Below are 18218 nucleotides of genomic sequence, written 5' to 3'. Positions count from 1 at the left end.
AAACAAAGTTATATAGTTCAAAAATAAATTATCTTTCTTATATGGAAAATTAATTTAAATTAACCAAATTGGAAGTAGGTGTTCTAATGATGTATCGAATCGGAGTGGTTGGACCAAGTTGGTCATTAGAACGAATTCTTGAAATAGCTAAAGAATTTGAGCAGGGAATGGAATTTGTAGCTCTCCCTTATGAAGAACCTGAGGAAACAAAAAAAATTGTAAAAGATAATAATAAAAAGATTCATACTTGGCTTTTTTCTGGCGAATTGCCATATGAGATCGCGAGAAAGGTTTTAGGTTCTAATGAAAATCTTTTATATATCCCACATACGGAATCTAGTTTATACAAAAGTTTTTTAAATATAATCTATTCACCGGAAAAATTGATCAAAAGATTGAGTATCGATATATTCTCTTATTCCAACTTATTTGAAGAGGCAGTAGAACAGTTGTCTATGACATTTAATGAGATTTACGTGAAAAAGTTTGAGTCAGATGATATTAATATGGAGGAATTGTTACATTTTCACCTAGATTTATGGGAATCAAAAAAAATTGATGGAGCAATCACCTGTTTTCCAAAAATATATAAGCACTTAAAAGAAGCTGGTTTACCAGTCGAATGGATGTCAACTAGCCGGATGGAAATTCGCCAAACTCTTAGGATACTAACTGAAAAAATAAAGGGCTTTTACTTAAAGGACACTCAAATTGGTGTGGAAATTATTGAGATCGAGCATTTTGAAAGCATTATGCAGAATGCGAAGAGTTCATATGATTTACAGTTTTTGGAGCTGCGTTTAAAGGAGATACTCCTTAAATTCTGTGAACAATTAAATGGATCCTTGATAGAAAAAGGGTATGGTAAATATGTGATATTTAGCTCCCGTGGCGCGATTGAACGAGAAATTCCTATGTTAGAACATACATTAGAGCAGTTGTCTCTAGAATCGGAATCGACGGTTGTTGTAGGAATCGGATTTGGAGAGACAGCCTTTTCTGCAGAAATAAACGCGCAGGTGTCAATTAGGCAATCAAAGGAAATGCCTGAACGGAAGATACTAATTGTCCAAGACAACGGAAAGATTACCGAGTCCATTGGGAAAAAAGAAGAGATAACCTACTCTTTTCGTACGGAGGATAAAGATTTTTTACAGAAACTGAAAAAGGGTAATATCAGCGTTAAAACTTTTCACAAAATTGATGCTCTAATCAGGAAAATGGGATGGAACGACTTTACGACAAAGGATTTGGCCGCACACCTGAATATGACAGATCGGAACGCAAGACGTATTGTTACAGATTTATGTGAAGTTGGTCTAATTGAGTGCATTGGAGAAGAATCTTCCTCTTTTCGTGGAAGACCTAGTAAATTATATCGTTTAAAATAAACATCCATATTTGGGTGTTTATTTTTTGTTTTTAGAAAATTCATATAAACAGTTGAAGAAAACGCTATCATCGATTAAAATTCATTTAAAGAGTAATTAAGGAAGATTTTCCTTAAATGATCTTTAAATGAATTTTCGCATGGATGTACGAGTATTATGAAAATTGATCCTTTGATGACTAAGGGAGGGCAGGTAGATTGGATTAGATTTCTTTTTGATGTGATTTTTTATGAAAATATTGGATAGGTTTTCTGGTTATTTATTACTATGTATTAGAAAGGGGTTACCATCTGTTCCACTTTGGAAATATTTATCGGCTGTATATGCCGTCTTTTTTCTTATTTGCACAATCCTTGCACTCTGCATTCCGCTTCCAAAGGGCAGCCTGTCTCTCGATCATGTAGGTAAGTTAATATTTTAAGAAGATGAAAGTAGGTGTTGTTTATGGATACTTTTCTGTCAGATTTTCTCACAACTTCAATCCAAAAACATTACAGTGGGATGGTTGCTTTAAGTGACGATTTAGCTGTAAATCCAGAGGTGTCAGGGAAAGAGTTCGAAAGCAGCAAGAGAATCGTAAATATTTTAGAAAGAGTTGGCTTCGACGTTCAATATCCTTTCTCTGGTTACGAAACTGCTTTTTGTGCTGAGTTAAAAAATGGTGAAGGCCCTTCTGTTGCTATATTAGTAGAGTACGATGCACTTCCGGACATCGGACATGCCTGTGGTCATAACTTACATGGCTCTATGTCTGTTTTAGCGGGGCTTGCCCTTCACGAGTTAAAAGATTATTTTAAAGGAAATCTTTACGTAATCGGAACTCCAGCAGAGGAAACATTTGGGGCAAAAATCGGAATGGCTAGAAACGGTGTATTTGATAAAATGGATTTTGCCATCATGTTGCATAGTTACATGGGCGGAATAAATGAACCTAATGCAAAGTTCCTTGGTCTAAAAAACTTTCAATTCAAATTTTTCGGACAGACTGCTCATGCGGCTGCATGCCCATGGGATGGGAGAAATGCTCTAACTGCCGCAAGAAAATTTGTTGATTTGATTGATGCAAGAAGACAAACCCTTACAAAAGACGTAAATATCAATCAAATTTTTACAGATGGTGGTAAAGCATCTAATGTAATTCCTGATACAGCTGAAGTGATAGTAGAATTTCGTGCTGACTCTTTTGCCGCCATAGAATCAGCGCAAAAAGCAATTTTAAATTGCGCAAAAGGAGCCGCTATAGCTTTCGATTGCGAATTCGAATGGAAACGTTTGTACGAAGACTTCGCAGACATGGTGAGTAATGCGGCGGCTGAGAAAGAAATGAAGAATATTATGGAATCTCTTGGTTTACGTGTGAATGACATTTCGGGTCCATTAGGTTCATCTGATATCGGAAATGTGAGTTATTGTTGCCCATCATTACATCCGATGATTTCGATTACGGATGAACAGTGTGCCCTTCATACCACCGATTTCGCAAAAGCAACGACAATGCCAAAAGCGCATGAAAGTCTAAAAAACGGCGCGGAAATGATAAGTCGCATGGTTTTAAAAGTTTTTCTGGATGATGAATTTAGAGGAAATGTCCACAGGGACTTTGAGCAACAAATAGCAATTAAAAAGGGGATTTAGGAGTGGATTTATAAATAATACCATTGAGGGGTGCTTTGATGAAAAAGAAATTTTTTTATGGTTGGATCGTTGTTTTTGCATGTACTATCTTAACTGCGCTGGGAACTGGAGTTGTCTCATCCCTAGCAGTTTTTTTGCACCCAATGGTCAAAGCTAAAGGTTATTCTATAGCTGGTGTTTCTTCTTTAATATCACTCTATTTCATTGGTACAATTGTTGGTAATATTTTACTAGCCAAATTGCTTAGCAAAGCAAACTTAAAGATAGCTGTTCTGGCCGCTGGTATAATACAAGGTATATTGATTATCGCAATGAGCAAAATTGATTCCTTGAGCATTTTGACGGTTATTACTTTCCTAATTGGTTTTATTATAGTTTCAGTTTCTATCTTACCTGTTCCAATAATTATCACAAACTGGTTTAAGGCAAAAAGAGGAACAGCAATGGGTATCGCTGTTGCTGGGGTTGGACTTGGAGCTGCTATTTTCGCACCAAGTTTGAACTTAGTCATTTCGAGCTCAGGTTACAAATCAGCTTTTGTTGTTTGGGGTGTAGCCGTTTTTATCCTTGCCGTTATTTGCGGAACCCTTATTTATACTCGCCCTGAAGATAAGAATCTAAAAGCTTATGGGTTAAACGAAGGTGACCCTGAAGTACCAGCTGAAACATCTTCAGAGGTTCAACCAAATTCAAGCGTAGGAATTTCTTTGGGTCAATCATTCAAAACTTCTGCGTTTTGGCTTGTTGTTGTATTTTTAATTGGAACATCAATTCCGCAAATGATTGACGTCGTTCAAACTCCATCCTATTTGACTGATATCGGTGTTAGCGACGTTCGGCTCAGTCAGATTCTTTTTGCATTTGGTATCTGTTCAATGCTTGGGAAAATGACTATTGGCTATTTGTTTGATAAGTTTGGACTATCGAAAGGTTGTATGGCTGGTTTTTCGTTAGGTGTCATCACACTCGTTTCGATGGTGCTTCTTGGTAAATCTTTAGGGCTTGTATATCTTTATATCCTATTTGGTGGTGCTGGTTTGAACTTTAACTTTGTAGCATTGCCAATCTTTACTTCCAAATTTTTTGGGACAAAGCACTATGCTACTATCTATTCAGGTTTATATGCGTTTTTCATGTTTTTGGCATCTATTCTTGGAACCGTCTCTGGGATTTTAGTTGAAAAATTTGGTTATACATCTTCTTACTTAATCGGATCTATTTTCTTAGTCGTTGCTATTTTTGCATGTATTTTATTACTCAAAGTAAAAAAGCCATGGCTTGAAACTACCAAGAATGAAATTATTCATACAGCAAGAAATATATAGTAAATGTTTTAAAATCCACCCCTTCCATAATTGAGTAAGGTATGAAGGTTCTGGTGTAAAAACTTCAAGATAATGCAATTAATCTCTAAATCTTAGACATACTGATACTACTACTTAAAAAAAGGGAGGATCATGTTGATTCTCCCTTAACTACTGTTCGTCTTTTATATTTTTTGAAGGTTTAGCTATAGAGAGCTACACCCACTAATCCCGAAAGGATAATGACATAAAGAGGATGCCAACGGTATTTAATTAATACAAATAAGGATAGTCCAAAAATGACCAGCAGACTTACCATACGAAATGAGATATTAAAAGTAAGCAAGTGATTTGATAACGCAAAACTAATAGAAGCATAAATGATTAAACTAGTAACAATAGGCTTTAATCCATAGAACATGGATTGAACAATTTTATTATCATTTATTCTTTTAAAAAATGAAGCGATTAAAATGACCAATATAATAGAGGGAATTAAAATAGCAATGGCCGATATGATGGCCCCAGCTATCCCGGAAGTTGAATACCCAACTAATATTGCGCTATTGGTTGCAATTGGACCTGGTGACATCCCTGAAATGGCAATTAAATTGGTAAATTGTTCTACCGGTATCCATCCGAAGCGGGTGACTTCCGAGTTTATTATCGGAATCATCGCATATCCCCCGCCAAAAGAAACTAAACCAATCCAAAAAAATGTTTTAAACAGCTGCCACAAAACCATTTAGTTTTCCTCCCGTTTATATTCCATCTCCGATAAAATAATCATTGCTGGTATAGGATGTAACTTTTTCCTTGTTTTTTCCTGGCGTTATTTTGTAGCCAAGTTTTCTTTTAATAAAAACTGAAATCGATCCAGATACAGCTCCAAAGAAGATGGCTAAGACTGGATGAATGAAGAATAATGCCGGCACGCCAATAAGCATAATGAAAAACGTAGTTTTATCCACGATAGAAGTTTTGATCGTTTTAATGGCTGCATAAACAATGATGGCTAAAATAGTAGCTCTGATTGAAACAAATGCAGCTTCGATCTTCGGATTATCATGAATGAATAGATAAGAAATTCCGAGAGTTAACACAATTAAAAAGGTAGGCAGCGAGACACCGATCATCGCTGCGATTGCCCCTTTGACTCCGCCTACTTTGTGTCCGATAAAGGATGCCGAATTGATGGCGACTGCTCCCGGAACAGATTGTGCTAAGGCAAACAAATCTGTAACGTCTTCACTTTCTATCCATTTTTTCTTTTCTACTACTTCCCGCTCAATTAATGGAATCATCGCAAAACCACCGCCAAATGTAGCGGGTCCAATTTTAAAAAAGGTCCAAAATAGTTGGAATAGCTTTATCCATTCTTCTTTCATATCTATCCTTCTCCCTTAGTGCGATCTTTTTATATTAGAATAATATTTTCGGAATCTATCATACATCTATTATGTTATCAGATGCGTCAAGAAGAATAAATTGCAACAAAATTATAGGGTATAATAATTTGTAATACCCCAGTAAAAGTATCTGATTTTTATACTTTATGTGTTACCATATTTTATATTGAACCCCATATCCTAGGAGGAAATTGTTTCGTGAACATAGAAAATTTGAAAATGTTTTGTTTGGTAGTGGATGAAGGAAGCATCAGTCAAGCCGCTAGATTAAATTATGTCACGCAGCCAGCTGTAACGAGACAAATCCACCAACTGGAAAATTATTATGGGACGTTGTTATTTGATAGAGCGGAAGGGAAAATGAGGGTTACAGAGGCCGGAAAAATGCTTTATCCTTTTGCAAAATCAATCGTGAACGACTTTTATCGTTCCAGTGAAGTGATTAAACAGTCGATAGGTGAGCATAATACAACCCTCCATGTCGGTGCTTCCTTTACTATTGGGGAATATTTATTGCCCAGCCTGCTAGGTCGATTCAAGAAGGAAATGCCTGATATAAAAGTAACCTTGACGATTAAAAATACCCCTGGCATTTTAGAGGATTTAACCAATGATGTCATCGATTTGGCCATGGTGGAGGGAATTGTGGACAACGGTAATCTGAAGGTCGAGAAATATGCGGTTGACGAGCTTATTCTCGTTTGTTCGCCCGATCATACGTGGGGAAGGCAAATTAACATAGAAGAGCTGGCAAATGAAAGAGTAATCTGGCGTGAATCCATATCTGGTACACGTCTGATCGTAGAAAATATGTTAAGAGAAAATGGAATTTTGGATAAAATTGAAAGTTATATGGAGTTAGGAAGTACCCAAGCGATAAAAAGCGCTGTAGAGGCTGGCCTTGGGATTAGTATCTTGCCGCGTTTAACGGTTGTCAAAGAATTGGAACAAGGGACATTACGAGAAGTAGTAATCATTGGAGTAAAGATTATGAGGGATTTATGGCTGGTTAAAAAACATCACCGCTTCAATAAATTGGGCGTTTCTCAATTTTTGGATTTTCTCCATCATATATAATGAGCCTGTTGCGAGATCGTGAAAGGGTTGTGTAAAGGGATGCCTTAAAAGTGAAGAGCATCCCTATTTCTTAAGTGGTTTTATATTTTTCCTGCGCTTGTTCTGTTTTACTCTCCGTAATGACACGGTCAATATCAAGATAGGGCTTTCCCCGTACAGCTTCATTCGAAACAATATTCACCGTATTTTTTCGATGATCTTTCATCATCATTACCTCTAAAGGAAATTTCAATATATGCTGATAGTTTTCGCTAACTAATAATATTTCATTACTGCTTTTCAGAAAATAACACATCTTACTGCCTGATAAGAATCGGAAAAAGAAAAATCCAGCAGGAGCCGCTGGATATATTGAATATTAAGCGTTATTTTTAAACGCTTGAATGCTAAATAACTCTTTGTAATCAGGCCATCTCATTTTTGGCTTCAAGTAATCACGGAAGGAATAACAGCTTTTTTCCTGAGGATTCTTATCAAGGGATAAGATAAAGGATTCCAGGCGAACTTCCATCATAAAAAAATAGGGATTATTTTTATCCATAACAGGGATGTCAATGATTTTAATCTTTTGTCCAGCTGAATTTTTGAATTCGAGGCTCTTAAATAACAAAATATCATCTTCTTTTTTCCAGTTTTATACTATTATAACGCATTAGAACACTAAAGCGTCTAAATATTGTTAAAATTTTATGGACAAATTTTATAAAGGCTCTGTTAGTTGATAATTTTGTCTTGAGATTGTTTACAGTCAAACATTTCATTTACCTAAAAACAAAAATGGTCTAAGTGACCGAAAACGGGATGATAGAAAGTTTACGGTAACGTAGAACGTGAGGTGCAAGTAAATGAAAGAGCGTTTCATTGCCCGCAGAGCAAAAAAGGAAGCTCCAACGGTAAATGAAAGAGCGTTTCATTGCCGGTAGAGCAAAAAGGGAAGCTTCAAAGGTAAATGAAAGAGCCTTTCATTGCCCGCAGAGCAAAAAAGGAAGCTTCAACGGTAAATGAAAGAACGTTTCATTGCCAGCAGAACAAAAAAACAAACTACAGCGTCAATGAAATATAAGATCTAGGCCTATCTTATTTTTACAAAACAACAAGAAGCTTTAATAAAGCCATCATAAAAAAACCAGATTCTAGTTTTAGAATCTGGTTTTACAAAAACTCTAGTATTCTTTTAAGCAAGTCTCACTTTAAAATCTTGATAGCCAAATTCGCGTACGACCTTACAATCGCCATCTTTATCCTGTACCGCAATCGCTGGCAAAGGCATGCCGTTAAACGTGGTGTTTTTCACCATGGAGTAAATCGCCATATCACCAAAAACCAATCTGTCGCCGCTCTTTAATGGCTGGTCAAACGAATAATCGCCGATCACATCGCCTGTAAGACAGGTTTGGCCGCCAAGGCGATAAGTAAATGGCTTCTCGCCTGCTTCCCCTGAGCCAAATAAAGGAGGACGGTAAGGCATTTCCAGCACATCCGGCATATGACAGGTTGCAGATGTGTCAAGAATGGCAATATCGATTCCGTTTTTATGGAGATCAAGTACAGATGTGATTAGATATCCTGCGTTGAGAGCGATAGCTTCTCCTGGCTCAAGATAAACTTCTAATCCGTATTTTTCCTGCATTCTCTTAATGCATGCTTCAAGTCTCGGGATATCATAATCTTCCCTCGTAATATGGTGGCCGCCGCCAAAGTTGATCCATTCCATTTGCGATAGCCATTGTCCAAACTTTTCTTCCACGGCATTAAGAGTTGTCTCTAAATCGTCAGAATTCTGCTGGCAAAGGGTGTGGAAATGCAGTCCTGAAACACCATCAAGTAGTTCAGGACGAAAATCTTCCTGTCTTACACCAAATCTGGAACCCGGTGAACATGGGTCATAGATTTCATGGCCAACTTGTGTTGAACACTCAGGATTGATGCGCAAGCCCACTTTCCTGCCAGCTTGAAGAGCTTTATCTTTAAATTTTTCCAACTGTGAGAAGGAATTAAAGATAATATGATCGCAAATCGAGATGATTTCGTCGATTTCATCTTCACGGTAGGCAGGGGCAAAGACATGATTTTCTTTGCCCATTTCTTCGTGTCCCAAACGGGCCTCAAACAAGCCGCTAGCCGTTGTACCGCTCAAATATTCTCCAATGAGGGGATACATAGTTGTCATAGAAAATGCTTTTTGTGCCAAAACAATCTTAACTCCTGTACGCTGCATTACGCCATTTAGGATTTTTAGATTTTTTTCTATAAGAGCTTCATCAACTACATAACAAGGCGTTGGTAATTCTTCAAACCGCATCTTATCGAACTAGCTCCAGCTCTTTTTCTTCTGCTTCTTCTGGCAATGCATCCACAAGTACAGGATTAAAGTCTTCTACCCATGGAAGACCCCATTTGTTTAACTCTTCCATGAATGGATCTGGATCAAACTCTTCAATATTGAATACGCCCGGCTTATTCCATTTGCCAGTCATGATCATCGCAGCACCAATCATCGCAGGTACGCCTGTTGTATAGGAAATAGCTTGAGAACCAACTTCTCTATAGCACTCTTGGTGGTCACAAATATTGTAAACATAATAGGTTTTATCTTTTCCATCCTTTTTCCCTTTGAAGATACAGCCGATGTTTGTTTTGCCGACTGTACGTGGTCCAAGGGAAGCTGGATCTGGTAATACTGCCTTCAAGAACTGAAGTGGAATGATTTGTTTTCCTTCGAATTCGATTGGCTCGATAGAAGTCATTCCAACGTTTTCAAGGGCCTTTAGGTGTGTAATATAACTTTGGCCAAATGTCATGAAGAAACGGATACGCTTAAGTCCAGGAATGTTTTGTGCAAGTGACTCAAGCTCTTCATGGTAAAGCAAGTACATATCTTTTTCGCCTACTTCAGCGAAGTCATAAACTCGTTTGATTTCCATTGGCTCGGTCTCGACCCATTCACCGTTTTCCCAATAACGTCCGTTAGCAGAAACCTCGCGGATGTTGATTTCAGGATTGAAGTTAGTAGCGAACGGATAGCCGTGGTCGCCGCCATTACAGTCAAGAATGTCGATATATTCAATTTCATCAAAATAGTGCTTTAGCGCGTAAGCAGAGAATACACCTGTTACACCTGGATCAAAACCGCTGCCTAAAAGAGCCGTAATGCCAGCTTTTTCAAAGCGCTCACGGTATTCCCATTGCCATTTATATTCGAATTTAGCCGTATCTTCTGGCTCATAGTTAGCCGTATCCATGTAGTGAGTCTTTGTTGCAAGACAAGCATCCATGATAGTTAAGTCTTGGTATGGTAATGCTAAGTTCATAACGATATCTGGTTTTACTTCATTAATTAATGCGATTAACTCATCCACGTTATCTGCATCAACTTGTGCAGTTGTAATTTTAGTTTTGCCGCCGTCAAGTTTTGCTTTTAATTCATCACATTTTGATTTAGTACGGCTTGCAATACAAATCTCTTCAAATACCTCGCTGTTTTGAACACATTTATGAATAGCTACTGATGCCACGCCGCCGGCGCCAATAATAAGTGCTTTTCCCATTCTCCTATCTCCTAACTTAATAGATTTTGATTTTGCAACAACAACAAAAAAAGCAAGTGAAAAACGCATACCTGCGCACAACACTTGCTTTAGATATAATCAATATTAAATACTATGACAAAAGTCATAGGAATCCGTCTATCACAAAAGTCCTAGGACAGTATGGTAGAAAGCTTATTAATATTCAAAATATATCTTAATAGGATCAGAGTCTATATAGCAAATAATTACTTTTACCACTCTTATTGACCGTTTCACAAGTTGTGTGCATATGCACTGGTTGTAAAGTAACCAACTTATAAAATTTGAGCTTTTAACTCAATCAATAAGGCAACCAAAGTTGCCAATCGGCATTTGACCCGGCTGTCCGTATGGCCTTGACTTCTTTAAGGAAGTGGTCAAAATTATCTGCTTGGAAAGACTCAAGATTTTGAATATCAGCTTTCCAATTTCATGCTATTACATATTATCACATTTAAAAATAATAGCAATACTAAATTCTAAAAAATTTATCAATAAATGTCGAAATATTTTATTGGAAAAGTATTTTTTTGTTCTAATGGGCTGCACCACTAAGCCGACGAGTGGATTTTTTACAAAAAATTAACAAGGGTTTTATTCATTTTTGGCAAATCCTATACGTAAGTAATATAAAAGAAAGGAAGTGGAGTATGAGATATCAAAAAACGTTTTTTATGATTAATGATTTGGTCATTGAAGTCAAGAAACCTGAAATAACGCTGAAAAAAATTAAAGTGACCCAGACCAAAGTAGAAAATGAAGAATATAGAATACTCCGAAAAAAATTCGATGAAGATCTTTTCCATTTCGAAAAAAAACCTAATGGATGGTTTATAACAGAAAAAGAATAACTATTTTTTAAAATTCCCTTATAGTAGAAAGAAAAATGTTGATATACTACTCTTTCTACAAGCGAGGGGATTTTATTTTTTTAAAATTATACATCAAAGTTTACACCCCCTTAATACTCCCTTTACAATTTTGGTTTATTATCAATTTTGCAAGGAAAACAGAATGTTACTACCAAATTAGTAGGGGGAAATAAGAATTGAAAAGCTTAAAAAAATTAAGTCTACTTACATTATTTGCAGCATTGATGGTTTTCATGGCAGCATGTGGCGGCGGAGCTTCTACAGATAAAGCAGAAGGAACTGCAAAGAAAGAAACACCTAAAACTGAAGAAAAGAAAGAACTTTCCGGCTCATTAGTCGTTTCTGGTTCATCTGCAATGCAGCCATTAGTGGCAGCGGCAGCGGAAGAATTTATGGCAGCAAATCCAAATGTTGATATTCAAGTAAATGCGGGGGGATCTGGTACAGGCTTATCACAAGTTGCTGAAGGATCTGTACAAATTGGTAACTCTGACGTTTTCGCCGAAGAAAAAGAAGGCGTTCCAGCTGATCAGCTTGTCGACCATAAAGTTGCGGTTGTTGGTATGACTGCTGCTGTTAACCCTAAAGTTGGTATTAAAGACATTAAAAAAGAAGATTTAATTAAAGTATTCACTGGAAAAATCACGAACTGGAAAGAACTTGGCGGAAAAGACCAAAAAATCGTTCTTGTAAACCGTCCTGACTCTTCTGGTACTCGTGCAGTATTCAACAAGTTCGCACTTGATGGGGCAACTCCTGCTGAAGGAATCACGGAAGATTCTTCAAACACAGTTAAAAAGATTATTAACGAAACTGACGGTGCTATTGGTTACCTTGCATTCTCATACTTCACTGATGATTCTGTAACACCACTTGCAATTGATGGCGTAGAACCGACTGCAGAGAATGTACAAACTGGTAAATTCCCAGTTTGGGCTTACGAACACTCTTACACAAAAGGTGAGCCTACAGACCTTGCAAAATCGTTCCTTGACTATATGATGTCAGATGATATCCAAAACAACTTGTTAAAAGAACAAGGATATCTTCCTGTAACAAAAATGGAAGTAGAGCGTGACGCAAAAGGTAATCAAACGAATAAATAAGAATAATTTATAAAAGTTTAATAGAATTTAAAAGCCGGCCAGTGATGGTCGGCTTTTGTTTTGCAACAATCGTATCCGTATAAAAGAGGCATTGAACATGCCTCTTTATGTGTATTACTTATTGCGTCTTATCCAACAAAATGCAGCAGGAAGTTGTTAGGAACAAGAAAGATATACTCTTTACTATTCTAGTATGTTGGGAAAATTTCTATTTTTAGTAATTATTTACATTCCATCAACATTAGTGTGGTATTTTAGTGAAGAATACACAAAAGGGGAGTGAAAGGAATGACGCGTCCAAAGGTTTCAGTTTATTCGTTTGTACTTTTGCTTTTGTCTGCATCTTTCTTTTTTATGACAGCATGTGCTTCAGCCGAAAATGCTCTGGATCCTGCACCACAGCTTCAGCCGGTGGGGACTGCAAATGGCAAGAAGGTTCTGTTTGATAATACTCATGGACAAACAGCTGGAGCAGCAGATTGGGTTTTGGATGGAGGATTCTCTGACTTTGCGAATGCCTTAGCCAACAAAGGCTATTTTGCCAAAGAGCTGCGAAAAAACACTCCGATTACCTATCAAGATTTACAAGGCTACAATGTGTTCGTTATCGGGGAAGCAAATATCCCTTACAAAACTACTGAACAGGCAGCCATGATTCAATATGTACAAAACGGTGGGAGTATCTTTTTTATTGGCGATCATTATAATGCGGATCGCAACAAAAACCGCTGGGATGCATCGGAGGTCTTTAACGGTTTCCGCCGGGGAGCTTATTCCAATCCGACAAAAGGAATGGGAACAGAGGAAGCTTCTTCTGCAGCTATGCAAGGTGTAACAGGATCGGACTGGCTGTCAGCTTACTTCGGTATCCGATTCCGCTACAATGCGATTGGAGATGTAACGGCCAATGATATTGTGGCTCCGAGTCAGGCTTTTGGGATTACCTCAGGCGTTTCTACAGTCGCGATGCATGCCGGCTCTACATTAGCGATTACCGACCCTAACAAAGCAAAGGGCATTGTTTATCTTCCACCAACCTCAACATCCTGGGGCAGCGCGGTTGACCAAGGTGTATATAATGGGGGAGGCAGAGCGGAGGGCCCCTATGCAGCTGTTTCCAAGCTAGGATTAGGAAAGGCAGCGTTTATTGGTGATTCCTCGCCAGTAGAAGATGCGACTCCAAAATATTTGCGCGAGGAAACGGGAGCAAAGAAAACAACGTACGATGGATTTAAAGAACAGAACGATGGTACTTTGCTGGTGAATATCATTGATTGGCTATCAAAGCAGGAAAGCTATACAGCCTTATCACAGGTTAGCGGATTACAGCTGGATCAGCCAACCGCCTTACTATCATTGGAAAATCCGCAAACATCGACTGAACCGGTGGCAGAACCGTGGGCTGCGCCTGCGACAGGCTATAAATGGTATGATCCATCTACTTTCAAATCGGGGTCATATGGCTATGGCTCCAGTGGATCTGGTGGAACTGGAACAACAGCATTGAATGAAAAGTTTGAGTCCGGGACCAAAACGGCCTATACTGCAGGCAATGTGACGCTTGCGAGTGGTTCTTGGTATTTTGATAACGCCCTCATGGGTAATTTATCTACGGATAAGAAAACAGGTTCACAGTCAGCACGTGTCCGTGCATCTGGATCTATTAAGATGAATTTCGATGTAAGCGGGGCAAAAAGCATTCAAATTTCCCATGCCAATTTCGGTACCGACAGCGGAGCGAATTGGCAGCTGCAAATGTCCACGAATGGCGGCTCGACATGGACAAACGTTGGAAGTGCGAATACTAGTACAACCACTTTAACTGTTAAAACCTTTACCTTTACTCAAACAGCACCTGTCCGATTCCGAATTGTCGTTTCAGGGACTTCGGGGATGAGGATTAATTTTGATGATATAGTGATTAGTAATTAATTAATAAAGGCAGGTTCAATATAAAGGCTCTAGTCATCAGGGGAGAACAATACAATGTTCTCTCCTGAAGATGGAACCTTACACTTGTTTGTCTTCCCATGGTTCAAAGGAAAACGGAATTCCAATCATTTTAGCGGTCAATTCATCATAGGACACTAAATCCTTTCTTGATAACTCTTTTAAAGAGCGTTTTCCCATTGCTCTTAATGCCATTTTTATTTCTTCTGTACTTGCTGTTAAGAATTTCTCCGCTGCTTTTACCCCATCTTCAACCTTAAATTGATCCTTGAACTTCCCGTCATACCAAATAGCCTGTGTAGGCGGTTCAAATGGAAGTGCATTCAAGACTTGATCATGGGCAAGAGCAAACAACATGGAAGAGCCTAGATAGACAGCGTCGGCTCCGAGGGCAAGAACTTTTAAGAAATGACCGGGGACCAAAAGCCCTCCTGAAACGATTAAACTAATCTTTCCCTTCATGTTTCTTTTTTCCAGATGATTAGCAGCTCTAACTACCGCATGCAATGTCGGGATCCCAAAGTCATCAAATAAAATGGGCGGTGCCCCGTGCATAGCTGCTTGTCCGCCGTCAATGGCAATAAAATCAACTCCCATAAAGAGTAAATGATCAATATCTTCTTCAATTTTTCCGCCTGCACCAATTTTGACACCGATTGGAACACCACCTGATATGACGCGAAGTTCCTCCAGAAGCAGCTTTAAATCTACAAGTGTTTGATTTTCACAAAAATGTTCATAAATGATCGCTTCCTCATTTTCCTTAAGTCCCATCACTTCACGTGCACGACCTTTTAAACTCTCCGGGGGGATTTTTTTGCCCATTCCCGCTAAGGCTCCCTGACCTAATTTAATTTCAATCATGTCAGCACGTCTAATCACATTTTCGTCCTTTGCCCATTCTGTTTTTGAAAACTGTAAAATATATTTTCCGGCTGCGTTTAATTCGTCAGGCAGTATTCCACCCTCCCCAGAGTTTATTGCAGTTCCTGTTTTTTGGGCTGCTTCTGCTAATGAAAGCCTTGCTTGTTCACTAAGTGCAATCCCAAATGCCATTGCACTAATCATAAGTGGAATTTTTATTTCCATTGGTTTTTTTGCATTTGGCCCAATGGTAACGGCAACATCTACCTCTTCTTCACCATCAATTGGAAATGGAGAAGTTTGTGCGGGTATAAAGGTAATGGGGTCCAAATGCGGCCAATTTTTTGAAGAGCCGCCTAGCGGGCGAAAAAGGACTGCTCCTGTTTCAGCACGCAAGCTATTTTCTAGCATATTTTGAATGCCCATATGCCGAAGTCCTGGCATCAGTTCGATAATATTTTCTTGATAACTGTCAGTTAAAATGATTTTCCCTGCCTTTTTCACTATTAGTTTCATAATCCAACGCCAACCAACGAGCATGAATATAAGCACGACAAATAGTAGGGACATCATTGCAAAAGTCAAATAAAATAATATGTTTGCCATAGTCAATCTTCTCCATTTTTACAGAAAATGAGAAAAGTTGGATCGAGTGATGAACAATTATGTCTCCATATGTTTGTTTTCCCATGGTTCAAACGAAAACGGAATTCCAACCATTTTGGCGGTCAATTCATCATAAGACACCAGATCCTTTTTTGATAACTCTTTTAAAGAGCTTTTTCCCATTGCTCTTAATGCCATTTTTATTTCTTCCGTACTTGCAGTTAAGAATTTCTCCGCTGATTTTACCCCTTCTTCAATCTTAAATTGATCCTTGTATTTCCCTTGATTCCAAACAACTTGTGTAGGCGGCTCAAACGGCATGGCATTCAAGGATTGTGGATGTGAGACGGCAAATAACATAGCGGAGCCCACATATACTGCATCGGCTCCGAGGGCGAGCACTTTTAAAAAGTGCCCCGGTACTAGAAGTCCTCCACAGGCAATTAAACTAATTTTTCCCTTCATGTTTCTCTTTTCTAGATGATTGGCAGCTCTGACAATCGCATGCAGAGTTGGGATTCCAACGTCGTCAGATAAAATAGGCGGGGCACCGAGTGTGGCCGCTTGTCCGCCATCAATGGCTATATAATCAACACCCAAATAAATTAAATGATCAATATCTTCTTCAATTTTTCCGCCAGCCCCCATTTTTACTCCAATGGGAACACCACCTGTCAGGCTCCGCAGCTCATCAACAAGTTCTTTCAAGTCATCCAGTGTTTGATCTTCAACAAAATTATCATAAATCACGGCATCCTCATTTTCCTTTAACCCCATCACTTCACGGGCACGGCCTGTTAAATTTTTAGGAGAAATTTTCCCGCCTGTCCCAAATAATGCGCCTTGTCCTAACTTAATTTCTATCATATCGGCCCGCTTAATGACTTCTTCTTCCTTTGCCCATTTTGTTTTGGAGAACTGTAAAATATACTTTCCGGCTGCATTTAGCTCCTCAGGTAAGACTCCCCCTTCACCAGAATTAATAGCGGTTCCTGCATTATTAGCGGCTTCTGCTAAAGAGAGTCTCACTTCTTCACTGAGGGCAATCCCGTAGGCCATCCCGCTGATCATTAACGGGATTTTTATTTTCATTGGTTTTTTTGCATTTGGCCCAAGGGTTACCTGCACATCGACATCTTCTTCTCCGTCTATAGGAAAGGGTGTTGTTTGGGCAGGGATAAAAGTAATGGGATCTAAATGCGGCCATTTTTTTGAAGACCCCATCGGGCGGTGGAGAACGTCGCCTGTTTCAGCACGCAAGCTATTTTCAAGCATATTTTGAATGCCCATATGCCGGAGTCCCGGCATTAACTCCATTACATTTTCTTGATAACTGTCTGTTAAAATAATTTTTCCCATTTGCTTCACCATTCGCTTCATTAACCAACGCCATCCAAAAAGCATGAAAACTAAGAATAAAAAAATAAATGCTACCATTGCAAAGGTCAAATAATAAAAAATGTTCAACATATTTATTGCTCCATACTCAGCATATTTTCAATAAGGAAATCCACCATTCCTAGTATATCCAAAAACAGGAAAATCATATAAATAGTATGGGAATGCTTTAAAATAGTTGAGCTTTTTTATTTTTCCTATTCGTATGAAATTGTTATTTTTCACCAAACTATGAACATATAAAAACAGGGGGAGCTTTTCATGCATATAATGAATGATATTGTTCATCGTCCTTGGCCATTACCTTCGAAGTATTGGATTATGCGACAAACATGGAAAAATCTATTGTTTTTGCATTGGCCAATTTCGCTTGAAAAATTACGGCCTTATGTTCCTTCCTCTTTACAAATTGACACCTATAATGGCTCCGCCTGGTTAGGGGTCATTTTATTCGTAATAGAGGGAATCTATCCCCGGGGAATTTCATCTGTTTCCGTTACCCCTAAATTTCCGGAGATCAATGTTAGAACTTATGTTCAATGTGATGGCAAACCCGGTATTTATTTTTTGTCTATTGATGTTCAGAACTGGGCTTCCTTAAATATTGCAAAGAGATGGTATCGTTTACCCTATTATTCGTCGGAGATTTCTTTTCAAAAAGAAGGACAATCCTTTCAGTGCCAGAGTGTTCGTAAAGGCAATGCGAATACTATTATCTCATTTAAGGGCAAATATTTTCCCGTATCGGAGGTTTATTTTCCAAAAGAAGGAACCCTGGACCATTGGCTCACTGAGCGATATTGTCTCTATAGTTCAACTAACGGAGTCAACATCTATTGCGGTGAAATACACCATCAGCCTTGGCCATTACAAAAGGCAGAGATAGAAATAGTCAATAATACCCTTTTTACACCTTTTCATTTTGACCTTTCTGAAGTAAAACCGACTGCTTATTTCTCCGAAGGTGTAGATTCGCTTATCTGGAATATTAAGAAAGGGCGGAGCAAGTAAAAATCTTTCAAACGGAAATTTTTGTA

Annotated in this window: 16 protein-coding genes; 8 read left to right on the top strand and 8 right to left on the bottom strand. The window is 38.4% G+C overall.

The features are described 5' to 3' along the window. The first annotated feature begins 86 nt into the window (after positions 1 to 86). The 3 genes from ACIFOT_RS18660 to ACIFOT_RS18650 all read left to right on the top strand — a co-directional run bounded on the left by ACIFOT_RS18660 (position 87) and on the right by ACIFOT_RS18650 (position 4351). Complete coding sequence (locus tag ACIFOT_RS18660; RefSeq protein ID WP_430066847.1) at positions 87 to 1391, top strand: hypothetical protein; 1305 nt, start codon at positions 87 to 89, stop codon at positions 1389 to 1391. Positions 1392 to 1835: 444 nt separating this feature from the next. Further along, entirely contained in the window at positions 1836 to 3026 is a 1191-nt protein-coding gene (locus ACIFOT_RS18655; RefSeq protein WP_430066846.1) for a M20 family metallopeptidase, read from the top strand. Positions 3027 to 3064: 38 nt separating this feature from the next. Continuing rightward, the gene (locus tag ACIFOT_RS18650) at positions 3065 to 4351 is read left to right on the top strand and encodes an MFS transporter (RefSeq protein ID WP_430066845.1); all 1287 of its coding nucleotides are present in this window, start codon (positions 3065 to 3067) and stop codon (positions 4349 to 4351) included. 181 nt (positions 4352 to 4532) lie between these two features. Here the strand turns inward: ACIFOT_RS18650 and ACIFOT_RS18645 are convergent, their stop codons facing one another. Then, positions 4533 to 5075: a chromate transporter gene (locus ACIFOT_RS18645; protein ID WP_430066844.1), complete on the bottom strand. Its 543-nt coding sequence runs from the start codon at positions 5073 to 5075 to the stop codon at positions 4533 to 4535. A 16-nt stretch (positions 5076 to 5091) separates the two neighbouring features. Continuing rightward, complete coding sequence (locus tag ACIFOT_RS18640) at positions 5092 to 5718, bottom strand: chromate transporter (RefSeq protein WP_430066843.1); 627 nt, start codon at positions 5716 to 5718, stop codon at positions 5092 to 5094. Positions 5719 to 5937: 219 nt separating this feature from the next. Here ACIFOT_RS18640 and ACIFOT_RS18635 point away from each other — a divergent pair, with 219 nt between their 5' ends. After that, positions 5938 to 6816 (top strand): LysR family transcriptional regulator, encoded by an 879-nt coding sequence (locus tag ACIFOT_RS18635; RefSeq protein ID WP_430066842.1) that lies wholly within the window; start codon positions 5938 to 5940, stop codon positions 6814 to 6816. A gap of 70 nt (positions 6817 to 6886) precedes the next feature. Here ACIFOT_RS18635 and ACIFOT_RS18630 read toward each other — a convergent pair whose 3' ends face one another. The 4 genes from ACIFOT_RS18630 to ACIFOT_RS18615 all read right to left on the bottom strand — a co-directional run bounded on the left by ACIFOT_RS18630 (position 6887) and on the right by ACIFOT_RS18615 (position 10364). Beyond that, positions 6887 to 7111 (bottom strand): hypothetical protein, encoded by a 225-nt coding sequence (locus ACIFOT_RS18630; protein ID WP_430066841.1) that lies wholly within the window; start codon positions 7109 to 7111, stop codon positions 6887 to 6889. A 63-nt stretch (positions 7112 to 7174) separates the two neighbouring features. Beyond that, on the bottom strand, positions 7175 to 7426 hold the full coding sequence (locus ACIFOT_RS18625) for a DUF2535 family protein (RefSeq protein ID WP_430066840.1): 252 nt from the start codon (positions 7424 to 7426) through the stop codon (positions 7175 to 7177). A 564-nt stretch (positions 7427 to 7990) separates the two neighbouring features. Further along, positions 7991 to 9118, bottom strand: a complete 1128-nt coding sequence (nspC, locus tag ACIFOT_RS18620) for a carboxynorspermidine decarboxylase (protein ID WP_430066839.1) — start codon at positions 9116 to 9118, stop codon at positions 7991 to 7993. Between the two features lies 1 nt (position 9119). Continuing rightward, positions 9120 to 10364, bottom strand: coding sequence for a saccharopine dehydrogenase family protein (locus ACIFOT_RS18615; protein WP_430066838.1), 1245 nt, complete (start codon positions 10362 to 10364; stop codon positions 9120 to 9122). A gap of 671 nt (positions 10365 to 11035) precedes the next feature. Here ACIFOT_RS18615 and ACIFOT_RS18610 point away from each other — a divergent pair. The 3 genes from ACIFOT_RS18610 to ACIFOT_RS18600 all read left to right on the top strand — a co-directional run bounded on the left by ACIFOT_RS18610 (position 11036) and on the right by ACIFOT_RS18600 (position 14295). Beyond that, positions 11036 to 11236, top strand: a complete 201-nt coding sequence (locus ACIFOT_RS18610) for a hypothetical protein (RefSeq protein WP_430066837.1) — start codon at positions 11036 to 11038, stop codon at positions 11234 to 11236. Between the two features lie 197 nt (positions 11237 to 11433). After that, on the top strand, positions 11434 to 12363 hold the full coding sequence (locus ACIFOT_RS18605; RefSeq protein WP_430066836.1) for a phosphate ABC transporter substrate-binding protein: 930 nt from the start codon (positions 11434 to 11436) through the stop codon (positions 12361 to 12363). A 354-nt stretch (positions 12364 to 12717) separates the two neighbouring features. Next, the gene (locus ACIFOT_RS18600; RefSeq protein WP_430066863.1) at positions 12718 to 14295 is read left to right on the top strand and encodes an Ig domain protein group 2 domain protein; all 1578 of its coding nucleotides are present in this window, start codon (positions 12718 to 12720) and stop codon (positions 14293 to 14295) included. A 78-nt stretch (positions 14296 to 14373) separates the two neighbouring features. Here the strand turns inward: ACIFOT_RS18600 and ACIFOT_RS18595 are convergent, their stop codons facing one another. Then, complete coding sequence (locus ACIFOT_RS18595; protein WP_430066835.1) at positions 14374 to 15783, bottom strand: FMN-binding glutamate synthase family protein; 1410 nt, start codon at positions 15781 to 15783, stop codon at positions 14374 to 14376. A 57-nt stretch (positions 15784 to 15840) separates the two neighbouring features. Beyond that, a complete protein-coding gene (locus ACIFOT_RS18590; RefSeq protein WP_430066834.1) occupies positions 15841 to 17253 on the bottom strand; it encodes an FMN-binding glutamate synthase family protein in 1413 nt (470 codons plus the stop codon). Positions 17254 to 17442: 189 nt separating this feature from the next. On the opposite strand from ACIFOT_RS18590, the gene ACIFOT_RS18585 reads away from it, so the two are divergent. Next, a complete protein-coding gene (locus ACIFOT_RS18585; protein ID WP_430066833.1) occupies positions 17443 to 18192 on the top strand; it encodes a YqjF family protein in 750 nt (249 codons plus the stop codon). Positions 18193 to 18218 lie beyond the last annotated feature (26 nt).

This window comes from Neobacillus sp. NRS-1170 (assembly GCF_050468025.1).
The sequence above is the reverse complement of the archived record's forward strand: the minus strand, read 5'-3'. Positions and strand labels throughout refer to the sequence as shown.

Excerpts from the sequence above, each read along its gene's own strand:
- ACIFOT_RS18615 (WP_430066838.1), bottom strand. The coding sequence starts at position 10,364 with ATGGGAAAAGCACTTATTATTGGCGCCGGCGGCGTGGCATCAGTAGCT.
- ACIFOT_RS18600 (WP_430066863.1), top strand. The coding sequence starts at position 12,718 with ATGACAGCATGTGCTTCAGCCGAAAATGCTCTGGATCCTGCACCACAG.
- ACIFOT_RS18655 (WP_430066846.1), top strand. The coding sequence starts at position 1,836 with ATGGATACTTTTCTGTCAGATTTTCTCACAACTTCAATCCAAAAACAT.
- ACIFOT_RS18640 (WP_430066843.1), bottom strand. The coding sequence starts at position 5,718 with ATGAAAGAAGAATGGATAAAGCTATTCCAACTATTTTGGACCTTTTTT.
- nspC (WP_430066839.1), bottom strand. The coding sequence starts at position 9,118 with ATGCGGTTTGAAGAATTACCAACGCCTTGTTATGTAGTTGATGAAGCT.
- ACIFOT_RS18585 (WP_430066833.1), top strand. The coding sequence starts at position 17,443 with ATGCATATAATGAATGATATTGTTCATCGTCCTTGGCCATTACCTTCG.
- ACIFOT_RS18610 (WP_430066837.1), top strand. The coding sequence starts at position 11,036 with ATGAGATATCAAAAAACGTTTTTTATGATTAATGATTTGGTCATTGAA.
- ACIFOT_RS18590 (WP_430066834.1), bottom strand. The coding sequence starts at position 17,253 with ATGTTGAACATTTTTTATTATTTGACCTTTGCAATGGTAGCATTTATT.
- ACIFOT_RS18650 (WP_430066845.1), top strand. The coding sequence starts at position 3,065 with ATGAAAAAGAAATTTTTTTATGGTTGGATCGTTGTTTTTGCATGTACT.
- ACIFOT_RS18595 (WP_430066835.1), bottom strand. The coding sequence starts at position 15,783 with ATGGCAAACATATTATTTTATTTGACTTTTGCAATGATGTCCCTACTA.
- ACIFOT_RS18660 (WP_430066847.1), top strand. The coding sequence starts at position 87 with ATGATGTATCGAATCGGAGTGGTTGGACCAAGTTGGTCATTAGAACGA.
- ACIFOT_RS18645 (WP_430066844.1), bottom strand. The coding sequence starts at position 5,075 with ATGGTTTTGTGGCAGCTGTTTAAAACATTTTTTTGGATTGGTTTAGTT.
- ACIFOT_RS18630 (WP_430066841.1), bottom strand. The coding sequence starts at position 7,111 with ATGTGTTATTTTCTGAAAAGCAGTAATGAAATATTATTAGTTAGCGAA.